20 protein-coding genes are annotated in these 20,443 nt (G+C 64.3%); 10 read left to right on the forward strand and 10 right to left on the reverse strand.

Annotation, left to right across the window (positions count from 1 at the left end; all coding sequences use genetic code 11):
• Positions 1-3 precede the first annotated feature (3 nt).
• From ACYG9V_RS29910 to ACYG9V_RS29930, 5 genes are all read left to right on the forward strand, one after another.
• The gene (locus ACYG9V_RS29910) at positions 4-918 is read left to right on the forward strand and encodes a sugar phosphate isomerase/epimerase family protein (protein WP_352666658.1); all 915 of its coding nucleotides are present in this window, start codon (positions 4-6) and stop codon (positions 916-918) included.
• 78 nt (positions 919-996) lie between these two features.
• Positions 997-2,031, forward strand: coding sequence for an ABC transporter substrate-binding protein (locus ACYG9V_RS29915; protein WP_023704174.1), 1,035 nt, complete (start codon positions 997-999; stop codon positions 2,029-2,031).
• A gap of 277 nt (positions 2,032-2,308) precedes the next feature.
• Entirely contained in the window at positions 2,309-3,859 is a 1,551-nt protein-coding gene (locus ACYG9V_RS29920; protein WP_023714099.1) for a sugar ABC transporter ATP-binding protein, read from the forward strand.
• The gene (locus ACYG9V_RS29925; protein ID WP_023669686.1) at positions 3,856-4,827 is read left to right on the forward strand and encodes an ABC transporter permease; all 972 of its coding nucleotides are present in this window, start codon (positions 3,856-3,858) and stop codon (positions 4,825-4,827) included. The genes ACYG9V_RS29920 and ACYG9V_RS29925 overlap by 4 nt, the downstream gene beginning before the upstream one ends.
• A 262-nt stretch (positions 4,828-5,089) precedes the next feature.
• Positions 5,090-6,070 (forward strand): ABC transporter permease, encoded by a 981-nt coding sequence (locus ACYG9V_RS29930; RefSeq protein WP_023733566.1) that lies wholly within the window; start codon positions 5,090-5,092, stop codon positions 6,068-6,070.
• Between the two features lie 289 nt (positions 6,071-6,359).
• On the opposite strand, the gene ACYG9V_RS29935 is transcribed toward ACYG9V_RS29930, so the two are convergent.
• The 4 genes from ACYG9V_RS29935 to ACYG9V_RS29950 all read right to left on the reverse strand — a co-directional run bounded on the left by ACYG9V_RS29935 (position 6,360) and on the right by ACYG9V_RS29950 (position 9,291).
• On the reverse strand, positions 6,360-6,800 hold the full coding sequence (locus tag ACYG9V_RS29935) for a lipid-binding SYLF domain-containing protein (RefSeq protein WP_023686526.1): 441 nt from the start codon (positions 6,798-6,800) through the stop codon (positions 6,360-6,362).
• 446 nt (positions 6,801-7,246) lie between these two features.
• A complete protein-coding gene (locus ACYG9V_RS29940) occupies positions 7,247-7,606 on the reverse strand; it encodes a protein kinase family protein (protein WP_023747059.1) in 360 nt (119 codons plus the stop codon).
• Positions 7,607-7,694: 88 nt separating this feature from the next.
• Positions 7,695-8,843 carry an amidohydrolase gene (locus tag ACYG9V_RS29945; protein WP_023747058.1) on the reverse strand — a complete coding sequence of 383 codons (1,149 nt, stop codon included), beginning with the start codon at positions 8,841-8,843 and terminating at the stop codon, positions 7,695-7,697.
• 28 nt (positions 8,844-8,871) lie between these two features.
• Positions 8,872-9,291 (reverse strand): hypothetical protein, encoded by a 420-nt coding sequence (locus ACYG9V_RS29950; RefSeq protein WP_352762601.1) that lies wholly within the window; start codon positions 9,289-9,291, stop codon positions 8,872-8,874.
• 235 nt (positions 9,292-9,526) lie between these two features.
• Between ACYG9V_RS29950 and ACYG9V_RS29955 the strand changes: the two genes are divergently transcribed.
• The 3 genes from ACYG9V_RS29955 to ACYG9V_RS29965 all read left to right on the forward strand — a co-directional run bounded on the left by ACYG9V_RS29955 (position 9,527) and on the right by ACYG9V_RS29965 (position 11,183).
• The gene (locus ACYG9V_RS29955) at positions 9,527-10,522 is read left to right on the forward strand and encodes a GlxA family transcriptional regulator (RefSeq protein WP_023710840.1); all 996 of its coding nucleotides are present in this window, start codon (positions 9,527-9,529) and stop codon (positions 10,520-10,522) included.
• 68 nt (positions 10,523-10,590) lie between these two features.
• Positions 10,591-10,872 (forward strand): type II toxin-antitoxin system ParD family antitoxin, encoded by a 282-nt coding sequence (locus tag ACYG9V_RS29960; protein ID WP_023669694.1) that lies wholly within the window; start codon positions 10,591-10,593, stop codon positions 10,870-10,872.
• Positions 10,869-11,183: a type II toxin-antitoxin system RelE/ParE family toxin gene (locus ACYG9V_RS29965; RefSeq protein ID WP_023669695.1), complete on the forward strand. Its 315-nt coding sequence runs from the start codon at positions 10,869-10,871 to the stop codon at positions 11,181-11,183. The genes ACYG9V_RS29960 and ACYG9V_RS29965 overlap by 4 nt, the downstream gene beginning before the upstream one ends.
• On the opposite strand, the gene ACYG9V_RS29970 is transcribed toward ACYG9V_RS29965, so the two are convergent.
• From ACYG9V_RS29970 to eglC, 3 genes are read right to left on the reverse strand one after another with little or no spacing between them, the layout of a single operon-like run.
• Positions 11,170-12,489 (reverse strand): HlyD family type I secretion periplasmic adaptor subunit, encoded by a 1,320-nt coding sequence (locus tag ACYG9V_RS29970; RefSeq protein WP_023710839.1) that lies wholly within the window; start codon positions 12,487-12,489, stop codon positions 11,170-11,172. The genes ACYG9V_RS29965 and ACYG9V_RS29970 overlap by 14 nt on opposite strands.
• 3 nt (positions 12,490-12,492) lie before the next feature.
• On the reverse strand, positions 12,493-14,253 hold the full coding sequence (locus ACYG9V_RS29975) for a type I secretion system permease/ATPase (RefSeq protein ID WP_023707581.1): 1,761 nt from the start codon (positions 14,251-14,253) through the stop codon (positions 12,493-12,495).
• The gene (eglC, locus tag ACYG9V_RS29980; protein ID WP_023669698.1) at positions 14,254-15,678 is read right to left on the reverse strand and encodes an endo-1,3-1,4-beta-glycanase EglC; all 1,425 of its coding nucleotides are present in this window, start codon (positions 15,676-15,678) and stop codon (positions 14,254-14,256) included.
• 393 nt (positions 15,679-16,071) lie between these two features.
• On the opposite strand from eglC, the gene ACYG9V_RS29985 reads away from it, so the two are divergent.
• Positions 16,072-16,515 carry an SRPBCC family protein gene (locus ACYG9V_RS29985; RefSeq protein WP_460222058.1) on the forward strand — a complete coding sequence of 148 codons (444 nt, stop codon included), beginning with the start codon at positions 16,072-16,074 and terminating at the stop codon, positions 16,513-16,515.
• A gap of 70 nt (positions 16,516-16,585) precedes the next feature.
• Here ACYG9V_RS29985 and ACYG9V_RS29990 read toward each other — a convergent pair whose 3' ends face one another.
• From ACYG9V_RS29990 to ACYG9V_RS30000, 3 genes are all read right to left on the reverse strand, one after another.
• Entirely contained in the window at positions 16,586-17,551 is a 966-nt protein-coding gene (locus ACYG9V_RS29990) for a hypothetical protein (protein ID WP_023683101.1), read from the reverse strand.
• 128 nt (positions 17,552-17,679) lie between these two features.
• The gene (locus ACYG9V_RS29995) at positions 17,680-19,182 is read right to left on the reverse strand and encodes a helicase HerA domain-containing protein (RefSeq protein ID WP_023683100.1); all 1,503 of its coding nucleotides are present in this window, start codon (positions 19,180-19,182) and stop codon (positions 17,680-17,682) included.
• Positions 19,183-19,319: 137 nt separating this feature from the next.
• A complete protein-coding gene (locus tag ACYG9V_RS30000) occupies positions 19,320-19,961 on the reverse strand; it encodes a glutathione S-transferase family protein (RefSeq protein WP_023750095.1) in 642 nt (213 codons plus the stop codon).
• Positions 19,962-20,107: 146 nt separating this feature from the next.
• On the opposite strand from ACYG9V_RS30000, the gene ACYG9V_RS30005 reads away from it, so the two are divergent.
• A complete protein-coding gene (locus ACYG9V_RS30005; protein ID WP_023726475.1) occupies positions 20,108-20,338 on the forward strand; it encodes a hypothetical protein in 231 nt (76 codons plus the stop codon).
• Positions 20,339-20,443: the final 105 nt, after the last annotated feature.

Here is a 20,443-nt window from a genome sequence, read left to right on the forward strand (position 1 = left end):
AGAATGAAACTAGGAGTGCTTACAGCACCTTTTGCGGAGACGCCGCTTGGCGAGGTTGCCGACTGGGCGCACTCGGCCGGCTTCGAGGCGCTGGAAATCGCCTGCTGGCCGAAGACCTCCGGCGCGACGCGGCGCTATGCCGGCACCAGCCATATCGATGCCGCTTCCACCTCGCTCGCGCAGGCCAAGGAGATCGTCGCCTCGCTGACGGAGAAGAAGCTGACGGTCTCCGGCCTCGGCTACTATCCCAACCCACTGCATCCGGACCCTGCCCATCGCGAGGCCGTCATCGGCCATCTGAAGAAGGTCATCGTGCTGGCCGCCAATATGGGCGTGCCGGTGGTCAACACCTTCTGCGGTGGCGATGCCTCGAAGACCGTCGACGTCAACTGGCAGGACGCGCTGAAAGTCTGGCCCGAGACCGTCGCCTATGCGCGCGGCCACGGGGTAAAACTCGCCTTCGAGAACTGCCCGATGATCTTCAGTTATGACGAGTGGCCGGGCGGGCACAACATCGCCTATTCGCCCTACATCTGGCGGCGCATCCTCGAGGCCTGGGGCGGCGAGGTCGGCATGAATTTCGACCCCTCGCATCTGGTCTGGCAGATGATCGACCAGGGCCGCTTCATCAAGGAGTTCGGCCCCTACATGCTGCATGTCCACGCCAAGGATTTGATGATCGATCATGATGGTTTGTATGAGCGCGGGATTCTTTCCGCCGGGATAGGCTGGCAGGTGCCGCGCATGCCGGGATTGGGCGATGTCGACTGGAGCGGCTTCTTCTCCGGCCTCTACCGCGCCGGCTATGACGGCTCGGTCATCATCGAACATGAGGACAGGCGGTTTGAAGGCAACGACGATGCGGTGAAGCGGGGCTTCCTGCTCGCCCGCGACGTGCTGCGCCCCTTCGTCAAATGACGAGGTGAATGACTTGGTCTGAACCTGCCGAAGGGTCTGACCCTGAGACGAAAAACAACAATGTGGAGGAGTACTGACATGAAGAAAATACTGACCATGGTCCCGTTGCTTGCGGGCGCTGCCTTGCTGGCATCGATGGGCGTGTCGTCGGCCGAAGCCAAATATACGATCGGCATTTCCAACACCGTGCAGGGCAATGGCTGGCGCGAGGAAATGGTCTGCGCCATGAAGGCGCAGGCGCTGGCTTCGGGCGAAGTGACGAAGCTCAACATCGCCCACCGCAACACCGATGCCGCCGGCCAGCTCGAAGACATCCGCAATCTGATCAGCGCCAAGGTCGACGCCATCGTCGTCAACCCCGCTGATCCCGCCGGCATCAAGGCGGGCCTGGAAGAAGCCACCAAGGCCGGCATCGTCGTCGTTGCCGTCGACCAGGCGGTGACCGAACCGTCGGCCTACATCATCTCCAACAACCAGGAACAGTATGCCTATCTCGGCGCCAAATGGCTGTTCCAGCAGATGGGCGGCAAGGGCGAAGTGTTCTACATGCGCGGCGCCGCCGGCGCCTCGGCCGATAGCGATCGCGACAAAGGCTTCAAGAAGGCGCTGGCTGAAAACCCCGGCGTGAAGGTGGCTCAGGAAGTCTTCACCGGCTGGCAGCAGGATCAGGCCAAGCAGCAGATGCTGTCGTTCCTGGCCACCGGCACGCCGTTCAACGGTGTGTGGACCTCCGGCATCGACAACGTCATCGTCGACGCGCTGGTCGAATCGCAGGCGCCGCTGGTGCCGGTGGTCGGCGCCGACAATGCCGGCTTCGTCGGCCAGCTGAGCTCGGTGAAAGGTCTCGTCGGTGCAGCCGTCACCAACCCCGGCTCGATCGGCGGCGCGGGCGTGACGCTCGCGCTGCAGATCCTCGACGGCAAGAAGCCGGCGCAGCAGACCGTGCTGGTCGACCCGCAGCTGTGGGACAACGCCACCGACGAAGGCAAGGCCAAGCTGAAGGCAGCCGCCGACCCGTCGCTCAGCCCGGAATGGCCGGTCTCGATCTCGATCCCGGAGTGGACGACCTACACGAAGGAGCAGATCGTGGCCTGCAAGGGGCCGGGGGAGTAAGCCTGGTTTGAATGAACTGGCGAGGACGGCGAACGGCCGTCCTCGTCACACAGACTAGCGCTCTACGGCGCCCCCTCTGTCCTGCCGGACATCTCCCCCACAGGTGGGGAGATTGGCTGTCATCTCGGCTTTCGCTAATTTTCTACGTCGCAAGACGAGGGGCGGCGCCGGAACTGCCAATCTCCCCCCTTGTGGGGAGATGTCCGGCAGGACAGAGGGGGGCGCCGTAGAGCGCCGACATTAGTTTCTGGAACCATCAATTTTGACAACAAACCATTTGACCACCAGCCCCCTCCTCGACGCCACCGGCGTCGCCAAGAACTACGGCGCGGTTGCAGCGCTTCGCAACGCGTCGCTCTCCGTGCTGCCGGGCGAGGTCCACGCGCTGATGGGCGCCAACGGCGCCGGCAAGTCGACGCTGGTGAAGATCCTGACAGGCGCCATTCCGGCGAACGCCGGCCGCATCCTGATCCGCGGCGAGGCGCGCGACATTCGCTCGCCGGCCGCCGCGCGCCGCGCCGGGCTGCTGCCCGTCTACCAGGAACCGTCGCTGATCCCCGATCTCGACGTTCTCTCCAACCTCAGGCTCACCGGCACGCCGGTCGAGCTATTCCGCGCCTGGGTGCGCGAGCTCGGCATTCTTGACCTCGATCTGCGCGACACCGCGCGCGACATCCCGCTCGCCGTGCTGCGCGTGCTCGACCTGGCGCGGGCGCTCGCCGTCGAGCCCGACGTGCTGCTGCTTGACGAGATGACGGCGGCCCTGCCCGCCAACCTTGCCGAAAAGGTGCTGGAAGTGGTGCGCCGCCAGGGCGATTCGGGCCGCGCCGTGATCTTCATCTCGCACCGCTTCGTCGAGATCTCGGCGCTGTGCGACCGCGCCACCGTGCTGCGCGACGGCGAGACCGTCGGCGTCGTCGACATCGTGCCGGGCGTGGAAGAAAAGATCGTCGAGCTGATGCTCGGCACCCGCATCGTCAAAACCCATGTCGCTGCCCGCAGTGCTGCCGAGAAGGCCGCGCCCGCGACCACCCGGCCGCGCATTTCGGTGCGAAACCTGCGCGTCGGCGCCAAGCTCAGCGATGTCTCCTTCGATCTCGCCGACGGCGAAGTCGCCGGCGTCGTCGCGCTCGAAGGCCAGGGCCAGGACGAGTTGTTCGCAGCGCTTGCCGGCTCGATCCGGCCCTCCGGCGGCACCATCGAAGTCGATGGCCAGCCCGTGAAATTTTCCCACCCGATCGACGCCATCCGCGCCGGCATTGCCTATGTGCCGGGCGACCGCTCCGAGGCGCTCGCCATGCAGCGCTCGGTCCGTGAAAACATCGCCCTGCCCTTCAGTGCCGCGCTGCGCAACTGGGGGCCGATCAACATGCGCCGCGAGCGCGCGACCGTGCTCAGCGCCATCGAGCGGCTGCAGATCGACACCCGCGCCCAGGGCGAAGTGCAGCGCCTGTCCGGGGGCAATCAGCAGAAGGTGACCATCGCCCGCTGGATCGCGGCGGATGCCCGCACCATCCTGTGCTTCGACCCGACGCGCGGCATCGATGTCGGCACCAAGCAGGAGATCTACAAGCTGCTGCGCGAACTCGCCGGCAACGGCAAGTCGGTGCTGTTCTACACCTCCGAACTGGAAGAGGTGCAGCGCGTCTGCGACCGTGTCATCGTCATCTTCGGCGGCCGCCTCGTCGACATTTTTCCGGTCGAGGAGGCCGACGAGCCGGCGCTGATGCGCGCCGCCTACGGCCTGCCGCGCGGCGCCAAGGCCGATATCGGCATATTGGCTGATCCGACCGCGAACACTTCGGCTTCGCCGGAGGCCGCGCCATGAGCCATTTCCTGCGCCGCCAAGGCTGGGTCGTCGGCCTGTTCGCCCTGCTCATCGTCCTGTTCATCGCCACCAGGATCATCCAGCCGGCCTATGGCAGCAATGATTTCGGCTCGCTCGCCCGAGCCGTTCTGCCCTATGCCTTCGCAGTCGCCGCGCAGACCGTCGTCGTCATCGCCGGCGGCATTGACCTGTCGGTCGCCGCCATGATGGCGCTGACCAGCGTCACCGCGGCGTCGATGATGAATGGCGCGAGCGAGGAATACGCGCTGTTCGTGGTGCCCTTCGTGCTGGCCATGGGTTTCGTGCTCGGCGCACTCAACGGCCTGCTCATCGTCGTCACCCGCGTGCCCGACATTGTCGTGACGCTGGCCATGCTGTTCGTGCTGCAGGGTGCAGCCCTGCTGGTACTCGACGCGCCGGGCGGCGGCATCGCCGAATGGCTGAAGGCGCTGATCTCTGGCACCGTACCGATCCCCGGCCTGCCCGACGCCATAGACGCCTGGCTGCCCAAGGCGCTGCTGGTGCTGATCGTGTGCCTCTGCGTCATCTGGATACCGCTGCGGCGCTCGCGCCTCGGCCTCTCCATCTACGCCATCGGCTCTAGCGAACTGGCGGCGTTCCGCTCCGGCGTGCCGGTCAAGCGCACTCGCATCATCGCCTATGCGCTGTCCGGCCTGTTCGCCGCCTTTGGCGGCCTGGCGCTGACCATGAGCACCGGCATCGGCGCCCCCATCCCCGGCCCCTATCTGCTCGCCAGCGTCGCCGCCGTGGTGCTGGGCGGCGTCGCGCTCGGCGGCGGCAAGGGCGGCCTGCTCGGCCCGATCGTCGCCGTCTTCGTGTTGCGCCTGGTGCGCACGGATTTGACGCTGCTTGCCATCGACCCGAATGTCACCGCCATCATCGAGGGGCTGATCATGGTGGCGGTGGTGATGTTCGGGGCGTTTATCACGATGCGGGGGCGGCAATGATGGGTGTGCTGTCGCAGAGAGACGTCGGCGTTCCTTCGCGCCCCCCTCTGTCCTGCCGGACATCTCCCCCACAAGGGGGGAGATTGGATGTCGCGACGACCTTCGCCAATCTCCAACCTTGCAAGAATGAGCGAGGCGCTGAAGCTGCCAATCTCCCCACAAGTGGGGGAGATGGCCGGCAGGCCAGAGGGGGGCGCCGTAGAGCACTGTCCTCGCCAACTTGCCGCACCTTGCAAACCTCATCGCGAGCAAGAGCCGCCCCATGAGCACCACCGCCATCACCCCGGTCCCCTTCGGCCGCCGCATAAAGCGCTTCATGGCCGATCGCCCGCTCATCCCGCTGATCGTCCTGCTCGCCATCCTGGTTATAATCCTGCAGGTCCTGCGCCCCGGCATCGTCAACGAGCGCTGGATCGCCAACACCATCAAATTCGCCATCCCGCTGGCGATCCTCGCGGGATGCCAGACCATGACCATGCTGACCGGCGGCATCGACCTGTCGGTCGGCACGGTGGCAACGATGAGCGCCTTCATCATGGCGACGCAAGTGGTCAACCAGGACCCGGCGGTGGCGTTCCTGCTGGCGATGATGCCGGCGGTGCTGATCGGCCTCGTCAACGGCATCGGCGTCGGTGTCTTCCGCGTCCACCCGCTGATCATGACGCTGGGCACCAGCCTGATCGGCACCGGCTGCCTGCAGGTCTACCAGCGCACGGTGATCGCGTCGGGCGCAAAAATCCCCGACTTCTTGGCTTGGCTCGGCACCGGCGTGACATGGGGCTTCCCCAACGCGCTGCTTTTGTTCGTGCCGCTCGCCGCCCTCATCGTCTTCACGCTCGCCCGGACCGGCTTCGGCCGCCTGCTCTACGCCGTCGGCGACAATGAGCGCGCGACCCGCCTGTCGGGCGTGCAATACTGGCAGGTCATCACCGCGCTCTACGTCACCTCTAGCGTGCTCGCCGGCATCACCGGCCTGCTCTATATCGGCCTGATCAAGGCGCCGTCGCTGTCGCTCGCCGAACCGCTGGTGCTGCCCTCGGTCGCCGCCGCCGTCATCGGCGGCACCTCCATCTTCGGCGGCCGCGGCGGCTACACCGGCACCATCATCGGCGCCCTGATCCTGACCGTGCTGACAACACTGCTGACCATCCTGCAGATGCCGGAGGGGGCACGGCGGATCTTGTTCGGGCTGATCGTGCTGTTCGTGACGGCGGCATATTTGCGGATTGTGGAGGAGCGGTAGGGGCCGAGGCCAGCGCCAGCCCTCACTCCCTCTCGGCTTCGCCGAGCCCCCTCTACCCCCACGTCCGTGGGGAGAGGAAATGCCAAGCTTTTTGGCGTGGAGGAACCCAAGCTTTTCGAGAGAGAGGGACACCCAAACTTTTGAAGGCCGCGACCTCGGAGATTAGCGTTTCCTCTTCCCCCACGGATGTGGGGGAGAGGTGGCTCGGCGAAGCCGAGACGGAGTGGGGGAGCACCCTATGCGGTTGCCACCATCCTGGGCGACCTTGCCCACCCAGACGCAACGCCCCTTACTTCAACGAAATCGCCATCCCGCTCAGATCCGCATTCACCTGCAGGCCCACCTGCCGGCCGGTAAGCTCGAGCTGGGCGCCCTTGTCGTTGGTCATGACGATCACCTGCGCCCCCTTGCCGAGCGCGCCGCCACCGCCGGCCGCGCCATAAACGCCGGTCGCATCCCGCACCCTGCGGATATGGCGCACGGTGCCCCGGAAATAGGTCTTGGAAACCCCGAACGCGAAGCCGCCCGAAACGCCGCCGATCGTGATGGGATAGGAGCGGCCATGGAAGGTCAGCGTGCCCTCGCCGCCCGAGCCGCCGACGAAGAAGGCCGCCTTGTAGACGGCAAAGCGGATCGTGCCGCTATCGGCATGCGCGGCGCTGGCAGCGCTGACGGACACAGTTGTGATGGCCGCAACCGCGAGCGAACGAAAGCTGGACGAGATGGTCATGGTGGGAGCTCCTCAAGTGCGCCGCTCACCCAACCGGCAGGGCTCGTCGGCGTCGTAACCAACTTGAACAGTTTAGGCTTGGATTTGGTTCCAGGGAGAGCCCTCGGTGGGTCAAGGCGCAAAGCTGGTGGGGAGAGCGGAGGAGCGCTTCATACAGAGCTGGCAATGCCAATGCCTCGGGGCAAGGGCTATCGCATATGAGCTTGTACGAAGAGGACCACCACTCTAACTTGCCGGGGCGAGCCAGGGTTTCGCCCGTCCTTCGGACCCTCACAAGGCGGAGGGAACGCTGCCGCACGCCCAGCCCTTTTTTAAGTCGACTTAGACGGTTTTGCGGAAATCAGCGCCAACCTAGTCTCCCTCCCCCTTGTTGGGAGGGATTGAGGGCGGGGGTATTCGTAGGGCGCAAGCCTCCGCTATGGTCCCTGTGCAAACCAATCCCAGCCCTACGGATATTTCCCCGGCTTTGGTGCGTAGATTTGCGGATCGAAGTCCAAATCCTTCGGCAGCGGCAGGCTCGAGCACTGCAGATGCATCTGGCGCGCCAACAGCCTTCGCTGCTGCTGCTCATGCTCCTTGATCGCCGCCACGAGACCCATGCTGTAGGGCCCCAGCACGACGCCGGCGGCCCATCCCGGATGCTCCTTCTCGCGCCGGTCGTAGTTCAAGGCATCCGTGCGGGCCTGCTGGCATTCCGGCGTCGCCCATTTCGGGTCCTGCGGCGAGAGCGAGGCTCCATACTGGACCGGAGACGATACGCACCCTGCCACTGTCGCAGTCAACGCGACGACCATTGCAATTCTCATCCGCAAGCCCCTCCTAATGTAGGAGGCGACTACAAGACGATTCCAGCGGGAAAAAGGCAGCTTCAGGATGCGGATTTTGCAGGGCCGCTCACCCCAGCAGGTTGCGCGCCGTGCGCATGAAGATCTTCGAGCCGATCGGGATCAGATCGTCGGGAAAATCATAGTCGGGATTGTGCAATGACGGGGTGCGCTCGCCCGCGCCGAGGAAGAACATCGCCGACTTCGCCTTGTGGCCGAAAATGCCGAAATCCTCCGAGGCGCGCATCGGCAGGGCTTCCTCGCTGCGCGGCACACCCTCTTCGTCCAACGCGCGGTTGAGATGCTCCACCGCATCGGGCGCGTTGACGCTGGCGACGAAAATCTCATGATAATCGCAGTGCACGGAAAGACGGTGCTCGGCCGCGATCCTGGTGGCCAACGCTTCCGCCGCCGCGACCAGTTCCGCCATGCGCTCGTCGCGCCTTGTACGCAGCGTCGCCCACACCTCGGCGTAGCCGGGCGCGATGCCGAACACGGCCTCGCCCATCGTCGCATGGGTGACGGTGACCATGCTGAAATCATCGTCGGCAAAGGTGCCGCGTCCGAGCGCCGGCAGCAGCGGCATGAGCTCGCTCACCGCCAGCATCGGCGATACGCCGGTTTCGGGCATGGACGAATGCGCGGTCTTGCCGTCCAGCACGATGCGGATGCCGCGCGAGGCGCAGTTGACCACGCCGGGCTTGAGGCGAACCTCGCCGAACGGCACGCCCGGCAGATTGTGCAGGGAGAAAGCAAAATCCGGCGCGATCTCGTCAAAGCGCGCATCGGCGACGACGCCGGCCGCGCCATTGCCGGTCTCTTCCGCCGGCTGGAACATCAAGACGACGCGGCCGCGCGCCGGCCGTTCACGCCCGAGCTGACGGCCGAGTGCGGCCAGGATCGCGGTATGGCCGTCATGGCCGCACATATGCGATTTGCCCGGCACCTGCGAGGCATGGTCGACGCCCGAAAGCTCCTCGATCGGCAGCGCATCGATTTCCGAGCGGAACAGCACCGTAGGCCCTGCCTTGCCGCTGTCATACACCGCTGCCACACCATGGCCGCCAAGCCCGGTCAGCACCTTGTCCGGCCCGGTATCGGCGAGAAAGTCGACAACCTCCTTGGCGGTCTTTTCCTCTTCGTTGGAGATTTCCGGCTGCTGGTGCAGCTTGCGGCGCCATGCCGTCAGCTCGATGATATCGCGATTGGTCAGGGTCATGGCTTGGGCTCCGCTTTGGTGCTGCAGGTTACACAAACACGATAGGGTTTTTCTCACGCCGTGCCATACTGATCAATTCCACTAGTCCATCGGCAAATTCCCGAACCCATGGGTCGGTGCTGGATTCGATCAGTCGCAATTCGCGCTCAAGCTCGCCGAAGCTCGGCTCCTCGATGACGTCTCCAACACCGCTGGCTGAAAGGAGGACCATCCGTTCCAGCGCTGACCCTTCGCCGAGAAGACCGGCAATCAGCTCCCCGAGCGCCGCAATGTGGGCTATGTTTCCGACACGCCAGTCACGCGTTGTGACATCGTCCCAGGTGAGAGTCACGTCTTCGGGATGGGTCACCTCGCATTCGCCGTTTTCCGGATCCCGCTGAAAGCGATAGCCGGGGAATTCCCGCTCCATGGTCGAAACGCTTTTAAAAACCGCCAAGTCGAGACCCATGCTCCCTCCCGCCTAACCGAAGATCATCCTTACATTCGGCTCCAACAATCGGTCAAAGCTCTTTTGGACCTATTCTCGAAACATTGGAAAAGAGATGGCCGACCGGTTGCACACTAAGGTCGTCAAACTCATCTCCGACATCTGGCGGCCAATCCTGAGGGGCATGGTGCTCGAGTCCGTGCCAATCTTCAGCAACTAGGCTCCATCCACCCGAAGGAACGGTTTCGGAGCAACAATGGCCAGGCGGTTTGCGTTTCTCTTGGTTCGCGACTTCACGCTGTCGCCGCTGTCGCTGTTCATCGACACGCTGCGGCTCGCCGGCGATGAAGGCGACCGCAGCCGCCGGATCGAGTTCGACTGGGAGATCGTCGGCGAGCGTGGCCTGCCGATCCGGGCGAGTTGCGGTGTCGAGCTGCTGCCGACCAAGGCGATCGGCAATCCGCAGAAGTTCGACAATGTCGTCGTGGTCGGCGGCCTGCTCGACACCAACCGCAGCCTCAGCTCCGAAAAGGAGGCCTTCCTGTTGCGGGCGGCCGAAAGGGGCGTGCCGCTGACGGCACTCTGCACCGGCAGCTTCGTGCTCGCGCGCTACGGTCTGCTCGATGGCTACAGTGCTGCCGTCAGCTGGTTTCACATCAAGGATTTCCGCAGCCAATTCCCTGATGTGAACGCCCATGCCGACAGCCTGTTTTCCGTCGATAGGGGCCGCTCGACCTGCGCCGGAGGCACGGGTGCGGCCGACCTTGCCGGCCATTTCGTGTCGCAGTTCATCGGCCGCAAGGCTGCGGAAAAAGCCGCCAAGATCCTCGTGCTCGACCGCATCCGCTCAAGCCTGGATGTGCAGCCCGTCGGCGATCTCTTTCCGGCCGCGTCGAGCCGAGCGGTGAAACGGGCGCTGCTTCTGATGGAAAGCAATCTCCAGGAGACGCTGTCGGTCGCCGAGATCGCGGGCCGGTTGCATTTATCCCGGCGCCAGCTTGAGCGGCTGTTCGGCGCCGAGCTCGGCATCGGCCCGATGGCCGCCTATCTTGCGCTGCGCGTACATCAGGCCAAGTCGCTGCTGGAGGGGAGCGACTTGGCAATCGGCGACATCGCCTACCGCTGCGGTTTTCCCAATGCCGGCCATTTCAGCCGTGTCTTCCGCCATCAGACCGGTATCACGCCGACCCATCTCAGGCATCCGAACCGAATGTCCGGTGTCTTTGCCGACGGCAAGGGGAGCGGTCCCTAAGCCTATATTGGGGCGTGCGATCTCGCCGTTGGTATGATAATATCATACCAACCTGATAGGAGGGATCCATGTCCGCCACCGAAAAACGCACCTTCAGCCTGCCGGCCGAGCAGGCTGCTTTCATCGACCAGCTCGTTCGGTCCGGCACATACGCGACCAGCAGTGAAGTGATCCGCGCCGGTCTTCGCGCATTGCAGGAACGCGACGCCGCCGTGGAGCGCTGGCTGCGTGAGGAGGTCGCGCCAACCTATGATAGGTGGAAGGCAGACCCCTCCCAGGCCATCCCGGCCGACAAGTCTTTTGACAGCATTCGCGCACATCACGCAGCTCGCCTCAAGGGGAACGTGTGAAGCGCCGGCATGTTGTCCTTTTGCCGGAAGCCCAGACGGATCTGTTATGGATATACGATACGGTCGCTCACGCATCCGGCAACCTCACCGCCCTTCGCTACATCGAGCGGATCGAGCGATTTTGCCTGGGTCTCGACTATGCCTCGGAACGCGGAACCCTAAGGGATGATGTGCGGCCGGGGCTTCGCATCGTTGGCTTCGAGCGCCGCCTGACTGTGGCCTTCACCGTAGAAGGCGACCAGGTGGTGATTCTCAGGGTGTTCTACGGCGGCGTCAACTGGGAGGACGAGTTGGCGCCTATCGCTCCGTGAACGCCCGCGCGAACGAGTCCAGCATCGGCCGCGCCAGATATTCGAGGAAGGTTCGGTCGCCGGTGCTGATAAACGCCTCGACCGGCGTTCCTGGGTAAAGCTGCTCGGCTTTCACGCCCTGCGGCAGCGTGTCGGTGATCTTCAGCCTGGCGCGGAAATACGCCTCATGCGTGGTTTCATCGATCAGCCGGTCGGCGGAAATTTGCATCACCGTAGCCGGGACCTCAGGGGTGAGGCGCGCGTTCAGGGCGGACAGCCTGAGCTTCGCCGGCTGGCCGACGCGAACCAGGTCCACGTCTTTCGGCCGCAGCTTCGCGTCGACGATGAGGCCCGACGCGGTCGGCAGGATCTCCATGATCTTCTGCCCCGGCGCAATCACGCTGCCTTTGGAGTTGTAGATCGAGGATACCACGATGCCGGCTGCCGGCGCCTTGATCGTCGTGCGCCCCAGCACCGCCTCGGCTGCGGTGATCTGTTCGCCGATGTCGGCCAGGCTGGTGCGAACCTCGTCGAGCTTGGTCAGCGCGTCCTCGACGCGCTGCGTGGTCGCGCGCTCGACCTGCGCCTGGGCTTCGACGATCTGCGTCTTGGTCGCTGCGATATCCGCCTCCAGCGCGCCGGCCTGGCCGACCAGATCGGCCTCGCTGCGCAGAAGCTGCGAATATTCGCTGCGGTTGGTGAGACCCTTGTCGAGCAGGCCGGTCTTGATGCCGAGTTCCTTCTTCACGATCTCGGCCTGTTGCTGGATGGCGAGTTTCTGCGCCTCCAGTCCCAGCGCCGACTCACGATGCATGGCGACGCGCTGCGCCAGGATCGACTGCTCGGAGCGGAACCGGGCGAGCCTGGCCTCGAACTCCTTCTGCTGTTCGTGCACCAGATTGTCGAAATCGCGCTGGAACGGCGCGGGTGCTGCTTCGGCGATCGGCGCCAGCCTGTCCGATCCGTCGCGCTCGGCCTCAAGTCGCGCGGCACTTGCCCTGAGCGCGATCGTCTGTCTGGTCAGCCGGTTGAGGTCGGTCTCGGCCGCCCTGCGGTCGAGCAGGACCAGCGGTTCGCCTTGTTGCACGCGGTCGCCTTCATGCACCAGCAACTGCTCGATGATACCGCCCTCGGGGTGCTGGATGAGGATGTTGCCGCCCGTCGCCGAGATCGTGCCGGAGGTGATCACCGCGCCGGAGAGCGGCGCGTTCGCCGCCCAATAGCCGAAGCAGCCGACGAAGAGCGCTATGGCCACGTAGCCGACGACGGCCATGCGGCGGAAGTCGGTGCGCGGTCGACCTTCGAAGGCGAGGCTCTGCTGCATCATCGTCTATGACCCGAAGCGGACGCTGTGCGGGCGCACGGTCGGCACGAACGAGCCTGTCACCACCGCGCTCCCGGCCTTGCCGGCCGCCGGTTGCCTCAGCACCTCGCTCGCAGGGCCGAAAGCTTCGACCATGCCGTTGCGCAGGACCATGACGCGGTCGCAGGCCGCGGCGATCGAAGGGCGATGCGTGATGACGACTGTCGTGACGCTTACACTTCGCGCGGCCGAAAGCATCCCTTCGAGCGCCGCCTCCCCACTGCCGTCGAGATGGGCGTTGGGCTCGTCCAGCACCAGCATGCGTGGCTTGCCGTAGAAGGCGCGCGCCAGCCCTATCCGCTGGCGCTCGCCGCCCGACAGCACGGTATGCGACGGGCCTATCATGGTCTGATAGCCGTCGCGCAGCGTGAGAATCAGCTCATGCGCCTCGGCGCGCCTGGCCGCTTCGACGATCGCGGCGTCATCGGCGTCGGGTTCGAAGCGGGCGACATTTTGCGCGATCGATCCCGGGAAAAGCTCCACCTCCTGCGCGAGATAGCCGATATGCCTGCCAAGCTGGGTTTCGTCCCAGCTCCTCAGGTCGGCGCCGTCGACCCTGACCGCGCCGCCGGTCGGCTGCAGCGCGCCCACAAGCAATTTCGCCAGCGTCGATTTGCCGGCCCCGCTCGGGCCGACGATCGCCACCGCTTCGCCGGCGCCGATGGCAAAATTCAACCGCTTGAGGATGGGCTCCGTGCCGAAAGCCGCAGTCGGCGCGATGAAGAACAGATCCTGCACCGAAATCGCGCCCAATGGATCGGGCAGTGCGAGCTTGCGCCCCTGCGCTGGTTGCGCCGCAAGGGCGGTGTCCAGCCGCTTCCAGCATCGCTTGGCGTCGACGATCTGCCGCCAGGATCCGATCAGCTGGTCGAGCGGCTGCAGCGCGCGCGACGACACCAGCGACGAAGCGAAGATCATGCCGGCGGTCATCTGCCCTTGTAGCACCAGCCACGCGCCGGCGCCGAGGATCGCCAGTTGCAGCATCATGCGCAGCGCCCGCGACGTCGCGCTGAAGATCGCATTGGCGCTTCCGGAACGGTCATGCAGGGTCAGCGCCTCAGCAACGTGCTGTCCCCAGACCGCGGCGGCATTTTGCACCATGCCCATGGCGCGCAGCGTGTCGGTGTTGCGGGCGAAGGCCTGCTCCGCCTGGCTGGCCACCGCCGAGCGTTCCGCCGACATGGCATCGTTCCTGCCGATGGCAAGCTGGTTGGCCACGACCAGGAGAAACAGCAGCACGGCGCCGGCGAGCGTCAGCCAGAACAGGACGGGATGGATGAAATAGAGCAAGGCCAGGAAGACGGGCGCAAACGGCAGGTCGAACAACACCGCCACGCCGCGCGACCTGATGAAGGCGCAAGTCGTGGCAAGGTCGTTCAGCGGCGACAGCCCGCTGCCGGCATGTCTGGCGCCAAGCGAGGCGGCGAATGTCCGCGCGCCCAGTTTCTGGTCGACGGTGGCCGCAACACGTTGCGCGTAGATGGCGCGGACCGCGTCCAGCAGGCCGAGGAAGGCGAGCGCGAGGACCGCCATGGCCGAGAGATAAAGCAGCGTCTCGACGCTGGAGGACGGCAACACCCGGTCATAGACCTGCAGCAGATAGAGCGGGATCACCAGGAGCAGGATGTTGATCAGCAACGAAAAGATGCCGATATCGGCGATGCCGCGCAGGAAAACCGGGCGCAGGCCGATGGCCGCATCCCTGAGTGGCGCGCGGTCCCGTGACATCTAAACCGCGTGCTCGGCTGTCGTGCTCAGATGGCTCTGCTGCAAATCGTTCAGCGTATAGGCGTGGATATAGTCGATCTTCATTTGCGCGGGCGTCGCCAGATGGTCGGGCGGCGCGCCGGCTTGACCGCCGACCGCAAGGTCGACCAGCATATACATGGGCTTGTTCATATCGGACGGCGTCGCCGCTTCCGCGACCTGGACGCCATCATAGGTCCAGACCAGCTTGTCCGGCGTCCACAACAGGCCATAGGTGTGATAGCCGTCGGTGTTGGAGACATTCACCGTCGACCCGACCGTGGTGTGGGTTCCCGTCTCATTTGTGTGCGCGGTCATGAGAAGCGCATTCGGGTTCTGCCCATACATTTCGATCACGTCGAGTTCCGGGGGCCATGAACCGTCTTCGGGCAGAAGCCAGAAGGCCGGCCACGCGCCGGCATTTTCCGGGAGATCGGCCCGCATTTCGAAATAGCCATAGGTCTGCGAGAAGGTGTCGTGCGTCGTCAGTATGCCGGAAGTGTATTCGTAATTGTTGATCAGCGGCTTGATGTCGTCGGGCGCATGCGCCGCGGTTATGGTGAGCACGCCGCTTGCGACGCTGAACGGATGGACCGAGCTGGTCGGCGCATAATTGGCGTCGATATACCATTGCAGCTCGCCGTTCTGGGGCTGCGAGCTGCCGTTCTGCGCCCCCCACCAGAAATTGGAATCCCAGATGCCGCTCTGGCCGTTCCACAGGCTCAGCGTGTTGAAATCGTCGTTGAACGACAGCGTCATGCCGGTCTTGTCGATCGGCAGCTCGAACTGGCCGGGCTGAAACTTGTCGATCGTGGTGTTGTGGAACACCAGCACCTCGCTCGAGCCGAGGTTCAGCTGCACGTTCGATCCCACCTGGACCATATTGGCGTGGACGGCCTCGAACGAGGTGAAGGCATAGCCGTTGAGGCGCACCGTGTCGGTCGCGCCGAAATCGGAGATAAGGTCGCTGCCATTGCCCTTGGTGATGATGAAGGTGTCGGCGCCGGCGCCGCCGATCAGCACGTCATTGCCCTTGCCGCCGTCCAGCGTCTGGCTGCCAGCGCCGCCCGTTATGATGTTGTCCTGAGCATTGCCGAAGGCATAGTGGCCGTCGCCGGTGACGACGAGGTTCTCGAAATTGGCGGGCAGCTTGTAGCTCATCCAGGTATCGATCGTGTCGACGCCCGCGCCGTAGTTCTCGACCGCTTTGTTGATCGTCGAATAGAGATGGTAATAGTCGTCGCCCGCGCCGCCATACATGGTGACCTTGACGTTGGTGTCGCCCCAGAAGGAATCGTTGCCCGAGGTGCCGTAGCGGTAAGGCGCGCCTCCAGTCGCCGAGAACCAATGGGTGGAAGCGCCGGTATAGGGAAGTGGAATGCCTTTGGCGTTGAGGACTGTGGTCATTCCGACACTCCTTGCGCGTGCTGCCTTGGTCGTTCGACAACCTTCGAGCGACCATTCGGATCAACTCTTAAATTGATCCGTCGTTCCAGGGAATCATTCTATAGTACACCAAGGAGATCGTCGCCCATCATTTAATAGATAATGCCGAAGGCGTTAAGCTGATCCTAATACAACTTTGTAGGAGAGACTTACAATTTTAATAAATTGTGAGATCCGCGCCGAAAGGTTAGGCAATGACGCGACACGACCGCCTGCCTGAGGCGGCGACTCGAAGTCGCGGGCGGATGGCTGCCGGCAAAGGGCTCAAGAAAATTTGACAGGCTATGTCGGACCGGGTGAGGTTCACCCGTCCTTGGGGCATCGAACAACGAAACCACAAAGGATACCGAAGAGATGCCAAGCACCGTACGTTTGCACCGCGTTCTGACGACCAGCCCGGAGAAGGTCTACCGCGCATTCACAGAAGCCGACGCGCTGGCGAAATGGCTTCCGCCGAACGGCTTCACTTGCACCGTGCACAGCTTCGACGCGAAAGTCGGTGGCGCCTTCAAGATGTCGTTCCGAAACTTCACGACGGGCGGCAGCCATTCCTTCGGCGGCGAATATCTCGAACTCGTTCCCGGCGAGCGCCTGCGCTACACCGACAGGTTCGACGACCCCAATTTGCCCGGCCAGATCGAAGTGACCGTGCTCCTGAAGAAAGTGTCGGTCGGCACGGAACTCGACATCACGCAGGCCGGCATTCCGGACGTTATTCCGGCCGAAGCCTGCTATCTCGGCTGGCAGGAGTTGCTGCGCAATCTGGCAAAGCTCGTCGAACCCGAGATCAATCAGTAGAGCCCATCGGATCGGCGGCGCCGCCCAGCCAGTCCGCGCCGCCGACAATGCCGAGCCGAGGACTTATCCCTCACGGCCCGGTGCAGATCGGCAACGGTTGTGGCGGCGGTGGCGGGTTGTCCTTGGCGTATTGCGCGATGATCGGCTCAAGGCTCTTTCGCGGCCAGAATTTCGGCTTGCCGATCTCCTTCAGGCAGGACGCATTCCAATAGGCGCCCGATTTACCAACGGCGGTGATGTCGCGCGATTCCGGGTAGATATAGAGCGTCGTCGGATTGCCCTTCACCATCGAAATGATCTGGTCGGCGTCGGACGGCGACCAGCTGGTGCAGCCATTGCTGCGGCCGCCGGCATAATCCACCAGCTTGCCGTATGGCACGAAGCCGTCATGGTCGGCATAGGAGCTGTTCGGGTTCTTGCGCAGGCACATGCCGCGCAACAGCCGCGCCGCGTGGCCACCGATCACCCGCTGCCTGGCATTCGCCGTCTCCCCCTCACCGTCGAACTGGATGAAGGTGCGCAGCAGCGCCTGGTCCTTTTTTGCGCCGATGCGGTAAAAACCCTTGAATGAGATCTTTGCCTCGCCGGTCATATAGGCGCCACCGGTCGTCAAGGACGAGTCCAGGGCATTGCCGAAGTTTTTCGCGCAGCGTTTGCCGTTGGAGAAATCGACCACGCCTTTCAAATTGCGGCCGCCGCCATGGCCCGACGAGATCGCCCTGAACGACTGCTTGGCCTCGCAAATGACGTAGTAGCGCCGCCCTAGCACGCCATTGCCGAGATCGCCGGGGCGAGTCGCATCCATGGCGAAATAGCAGCCATTGTGGACCGCGCCTTGCGCGACCTTCTTCAGGTAAAGCGCGCGCGCCCGCTCCAGCACCACTTGCGAAATCTCGCCGTCGTCATTGCCGACATGGGCCTGCAGCCAGGCCGGTATATCGGAGGACGCGGCAAAAGACCGGGCAGACATCGTCAAGGCGATGCCGGCGACGGCGAGGAGGCCAAAGACAAAGACAGCCAGAGATTTCAACCGCACCGGACAACCCTCCCGCCCGAACCGTTCTGCGATTCTCGGAAACCCATCATAAATCGTCGCGCGCCGATCGGCGAAACACATCTTGTTCAGAACCGCGCAAGCAAGTCAGGTAGCTGCCTGTTCGCCTTTCACAGCGCCAGGCTGCCCTGTTCCGCCTCCGCGGCATTGGGGTCGCCCGGCGCCGTCGCCCAGGCGAGCTCGACCAGCGTCACCGTGCGGCGGCCGGTGCCGTCGAGCTGGCAGACGATGAGGCCCTGCTCCTCGATATAGGTGAGCAGCCGCCGGGCGCGCCGCAGCGAATGCGAGCCGTAGGCGCGCGCGATCGCCGCGTCGCTCGGGCACGGCCAGCCCTCCTTGGCGGCGCGGGCGATCATCATGAACACGCCCTGCATGTCCTCGGGCAGCAGCGAGGCGCGCACGGAAACGTCCTGCCAGGCGTCATCGCCTGCCATGTCGGCGCCGAGCCCGGCGCGGGCACGCGTCAGCATGCGACGGAATTCTGAGAGGTCCGGCACCACCGAAGCGAGGCCTTCGATGCGGCAGCGGACGACGAACTCCTGATAAAGCACGCCGATGACGCGGAAACCCGCATCGGGCTGCGCCAGGATGGCGCGCAGGACACGGTCCACCCGCTCTCGCCGGTCGGCGATATCCTCGGCGCTTACCGCCGGTTCCGCAGGTTCCGGGCGGATCTCCATCGCCGCAGACTTCGCCGCCATCAGCTGGTCGAGCAAATCGGGCGACGCCATCCGGCGCGGCGCGCGCATCGTCTCGGGCGGCGGCGCTGCCAGGATGATGGCCCGTGCGTCCTCGAGCGCTGTTTCCGGCATTGCCATCAGCCGCGGCGTACCGTTGCGCGGGCTGGTCTCGGTCTGGCCGATGCGCACGCCGAGCGGGCGGCGCGACAGCGCCGGTCCCAGCGCCATGAAGTGCCCGCGCTCCAGATCGCGAAACGCCTCCGCCTGGCGCCGTTCCATGCCCAGAAGGTCGGCGGCGCGCGCCATGTCGATATCGAGGAAGGTACGGCCCATGAGGAAGTTGGACGCCTCCGCCGCGACATTCTTGGCGAGCTTTGCCAGCCGCTGCGTGGCGATGATGCCGGCAAGGCCGCGCTTGCGGCCGCGGCACATCAGATTGGTCATGGCGCCGAGCGAGAGCTTTCGCGCCTCGTCGGACACTTCGCCTGCCACGGCGGGCGCGAACAGCTGCGCTTCGTCGACCACCACCAGCATCGGATACCAATGCTCGCGGGCAACCTCGAACAACCCGCCGAGAAAGGCAGCGGCGCGGCGCATCTGGTTCTCGGCATCGAGCCCTTCGAGATTGAGCACGGTGGAGACGCGATGGATGCGCGCCCGCTCGCCGGCTGCTTGCAGGCCACGCTCCGTATGCTCCTCGGCATCGATGACCAGATGGCCGTAATGGTCGCCCAGCGAGACGAAATCGCCTTCCGGGTCGATGATGGTCTGCTGCACCCAGGGCGCGCTCTGCTCCAGTAGCCGGCGCAAAAGGTGCGATTTGCCGGAGCCGGAATTGCCCTGCACCAGAAGCCGGGTGGCCAGCAGCTCCTCAAGGTCGAGCGCCGCCGACGCACCCGCCGTCGTCTGTCCCATCTCGATGGCTACGGTCATGTCACGACTCTCCTTGCGGACAGGGCTTATCAACCCGGCCGCGAGCCGTCGAGCGCGCCATGGCAACTCGCCCGCTGTTCCACACCTATGCTGCCAAAGCGCCACACATCAGCCCATCTGCCCAAAGGGAAGGCACGTCAAGCGGAGTTGACCGGCGGCAGAAGCGGCGCGTCCAGCCCGTCGAAGGGATCGCGCCAGGCATCGATGGCTTCGAGCCGGCGATACCAACCCAGAACATAGGGATAGTCCGCCAGCGGCAGGCCGGCTGCATCGTTGAACGGCAAAAAAGTCGCCATGCGGAAATCGGCATAGGAAAGCGACTTGCCCACAAGCCATGGCCGCTTGGCGAGCTCCGCCTCGAGAATCGCTGCCGCGATGCGGAACTCCGCCAGCCCCTCCTCGACCTTGCCCTGGTCGACAGGCCCAATCCCGTAGCGCTGCTTGGTTCCGCGCTCGAAATGCACGGTGTCGCAGGCCCGGACGAAATTTTCCTTGCCCCAGCTCAGCCAGCGGATCATGTCGGGTTGGTCGCCGCCGCCGCGCCAGAAATCCGAACCCGCTTCGCGCGACAGAAGGCAGGCTATGGCGTCGGCTTCCCACAGGCTGCCGCCCGGCCATGCCAATATCGGCAGGGTAAGATTGGGATTGAGCTGACGAAACCGCTCAGCCTGCCCGGGCGCCATGGGTGCCGCAAACTCAAACTCGACCTTGGCCTGCAGATGACGTGCCGTTGCAACCGCGAGGCGCGGATTGGGATTGCGGCTGAAGTACAGTTTCATGTCCGATCCTGGATGCTGTGGGCTCGATCCTATCAAACACGCAAACGTGCCATCTCGGCAATCTGGTCGGACCACGATTCCGCTGGCACACGCCGTCGTTCGGCGTATTATTTCCTTCGGGAGAGGGTTCTTGGCAGGAGGAAGCCATGAACGTAGTGCAGAGCGTACCTGTCATCGACGTGACAACCCAGAACCTTGTTTCCTCTGCGCTTTCCAGATTCCGCGCCGGCGATACCGTCTCGACCAGGGCGGCGCTCGACGCTATCCGCCGCATGGATCCAACCTGTGTCGACAGCGACGACGATCTCGTCGAGCTCGTCGTCATGGCGGCAATTGGTAAGACCATGGCGGTCGTGTTCGACCACCGCTCCCGCTAGCCCTGTGGGACGAACCTGTGCCGTTCAACTCGCTTGAGCTCGAGTGGATTCGGTTGGCGAGCTTTTACAACTGCAGCCCGGGAGGCGCACGTCTTCGTGCGCGAA

This window comes from Mesorhizobium sp. W016 (assembly GCF_054719485.1).

Bases quoted from the DNA above. Each gene is read 5' to 3' on its own strand.
- ACYG9V_RS29910 (WP_352666658.1), top strand. From the start codon at position 4: ATGAAACTAGGAGTGCTTACAGCACCTTTTGCGGAGACGCCGCTTGGC.
- ACYG9V_RS29915 (WP_023704174.1), top strand. From the start codon at position 997: ATGAAGAAAATACTGACCATGGTCCCGTTGCTTGCGGGCGCTGCCTTG.
- ACYG9V_RS29925 (WP_023669686.1), top strand. From the start codon at position 3,856: ATGAGCCATTTCCTGCGCCGCCAAGGCTGGGTCGTCGGCCTGTTCGCC.
- ACYG9V_RS29930 (WP_023733566.1), top strand. From the start codon at position 5,090: ATGAGCACCACCGCCATCACCCCGGTCCCCTTCGGCCGCCGCATAAAG.
- ACYG9V_RS29935 (WP_023686526.1), bottom strand. From the start codon at position 6,800: ATGACCATCTCGTCCAGCTTTCGTTCGCTCGCGGTTGCGGCCATCACA.
- ACYG9V_RS29940 (WP_023747059.1), bottom strand. From the start codon at position 7,606: ATGAGAATTGCAATGGTCGTCGCGTTGACTGCGACAGTGGCAGGGTGC.
- ACYG9V_RS29945 (WP_023747058.1), bottom strand. From the start codon at position 8,843: ATGACCCTGACCAATCGCGATATCATCGAGCTGACGGCATGGCGCCGC.
- ACYG9V_RS29950 (WP_352762601.1), bottom strand. From the start codon at position 9,291: ATGGGTCTCGACTTGGCGGTTTTTAAAAGCGTTTCGACCATGGAGCGG.
- ACYG9V_RS29955 (WP_023710840.1), top strand. From the start codon at position 9,527: ATGGCCAGGCGGTTTGCGTTTCTCTTGGTTCGCGACTTCACGCTGTCG.
- ACYG9V_RS29960 (WP_023669694.1), top strand. From the start codon at position 10,591: ATGTCCGCCACCGAAAAACGCACCTTCAGCCTGCCGGCCGAGCAGGCT.
- ACYG9V_RS29970 (WP_023710839.1), bottom strand. From the start codon at position 12,489: ATGATGCAGCAGAGCCTCGCCTTCGAAGGTCGACCGCGCACCGACTTC.
- ACYG9V_RS29975 (WP_023707581.1), bottom strand. From the start codon at position 14,253: ATGTCACGGGACCGCGCGCCACTCAGGGATGCGGCCATCGGCCTGCGC.
- eglC (WP_023669698.1), bottom strand. From the start codon at position 15,678: ATGACCACAGTCCTCAACGCCAAAGGCATTCCACTTCCCTATACCGGC.
- ACYG9V_RS29985 (WP_460222058.1), top strand. From the start codon at position 16,072: ATGCCAAGCACCGTACGTTTGCACCGCGTTCTGACGACCAGCCCGGAG.
- ACYG9V_RS29995 (WP_023683100.1), bottom strand. From the start codon at position 19,182: ATGACCGTAGCCATCGAGATGGGACAGACGACGGCGGGTGCGTCGGCG.
- ACYG9V_RS30000 (WP_023750095.1), bottom strand. From the start codon at position 19,961: ATGAAACTGTACTTCAGCCGCAATCCCAATCCGCGCCTCGCGGTTGCA.
- ACYG9V_RS30005 (WP_023726475.1), top strand. From the start codon at position 20,108: ATGAACGTAGTGCAGAGCGTACCTGTCATCGACGTGACAACCCAGAAC.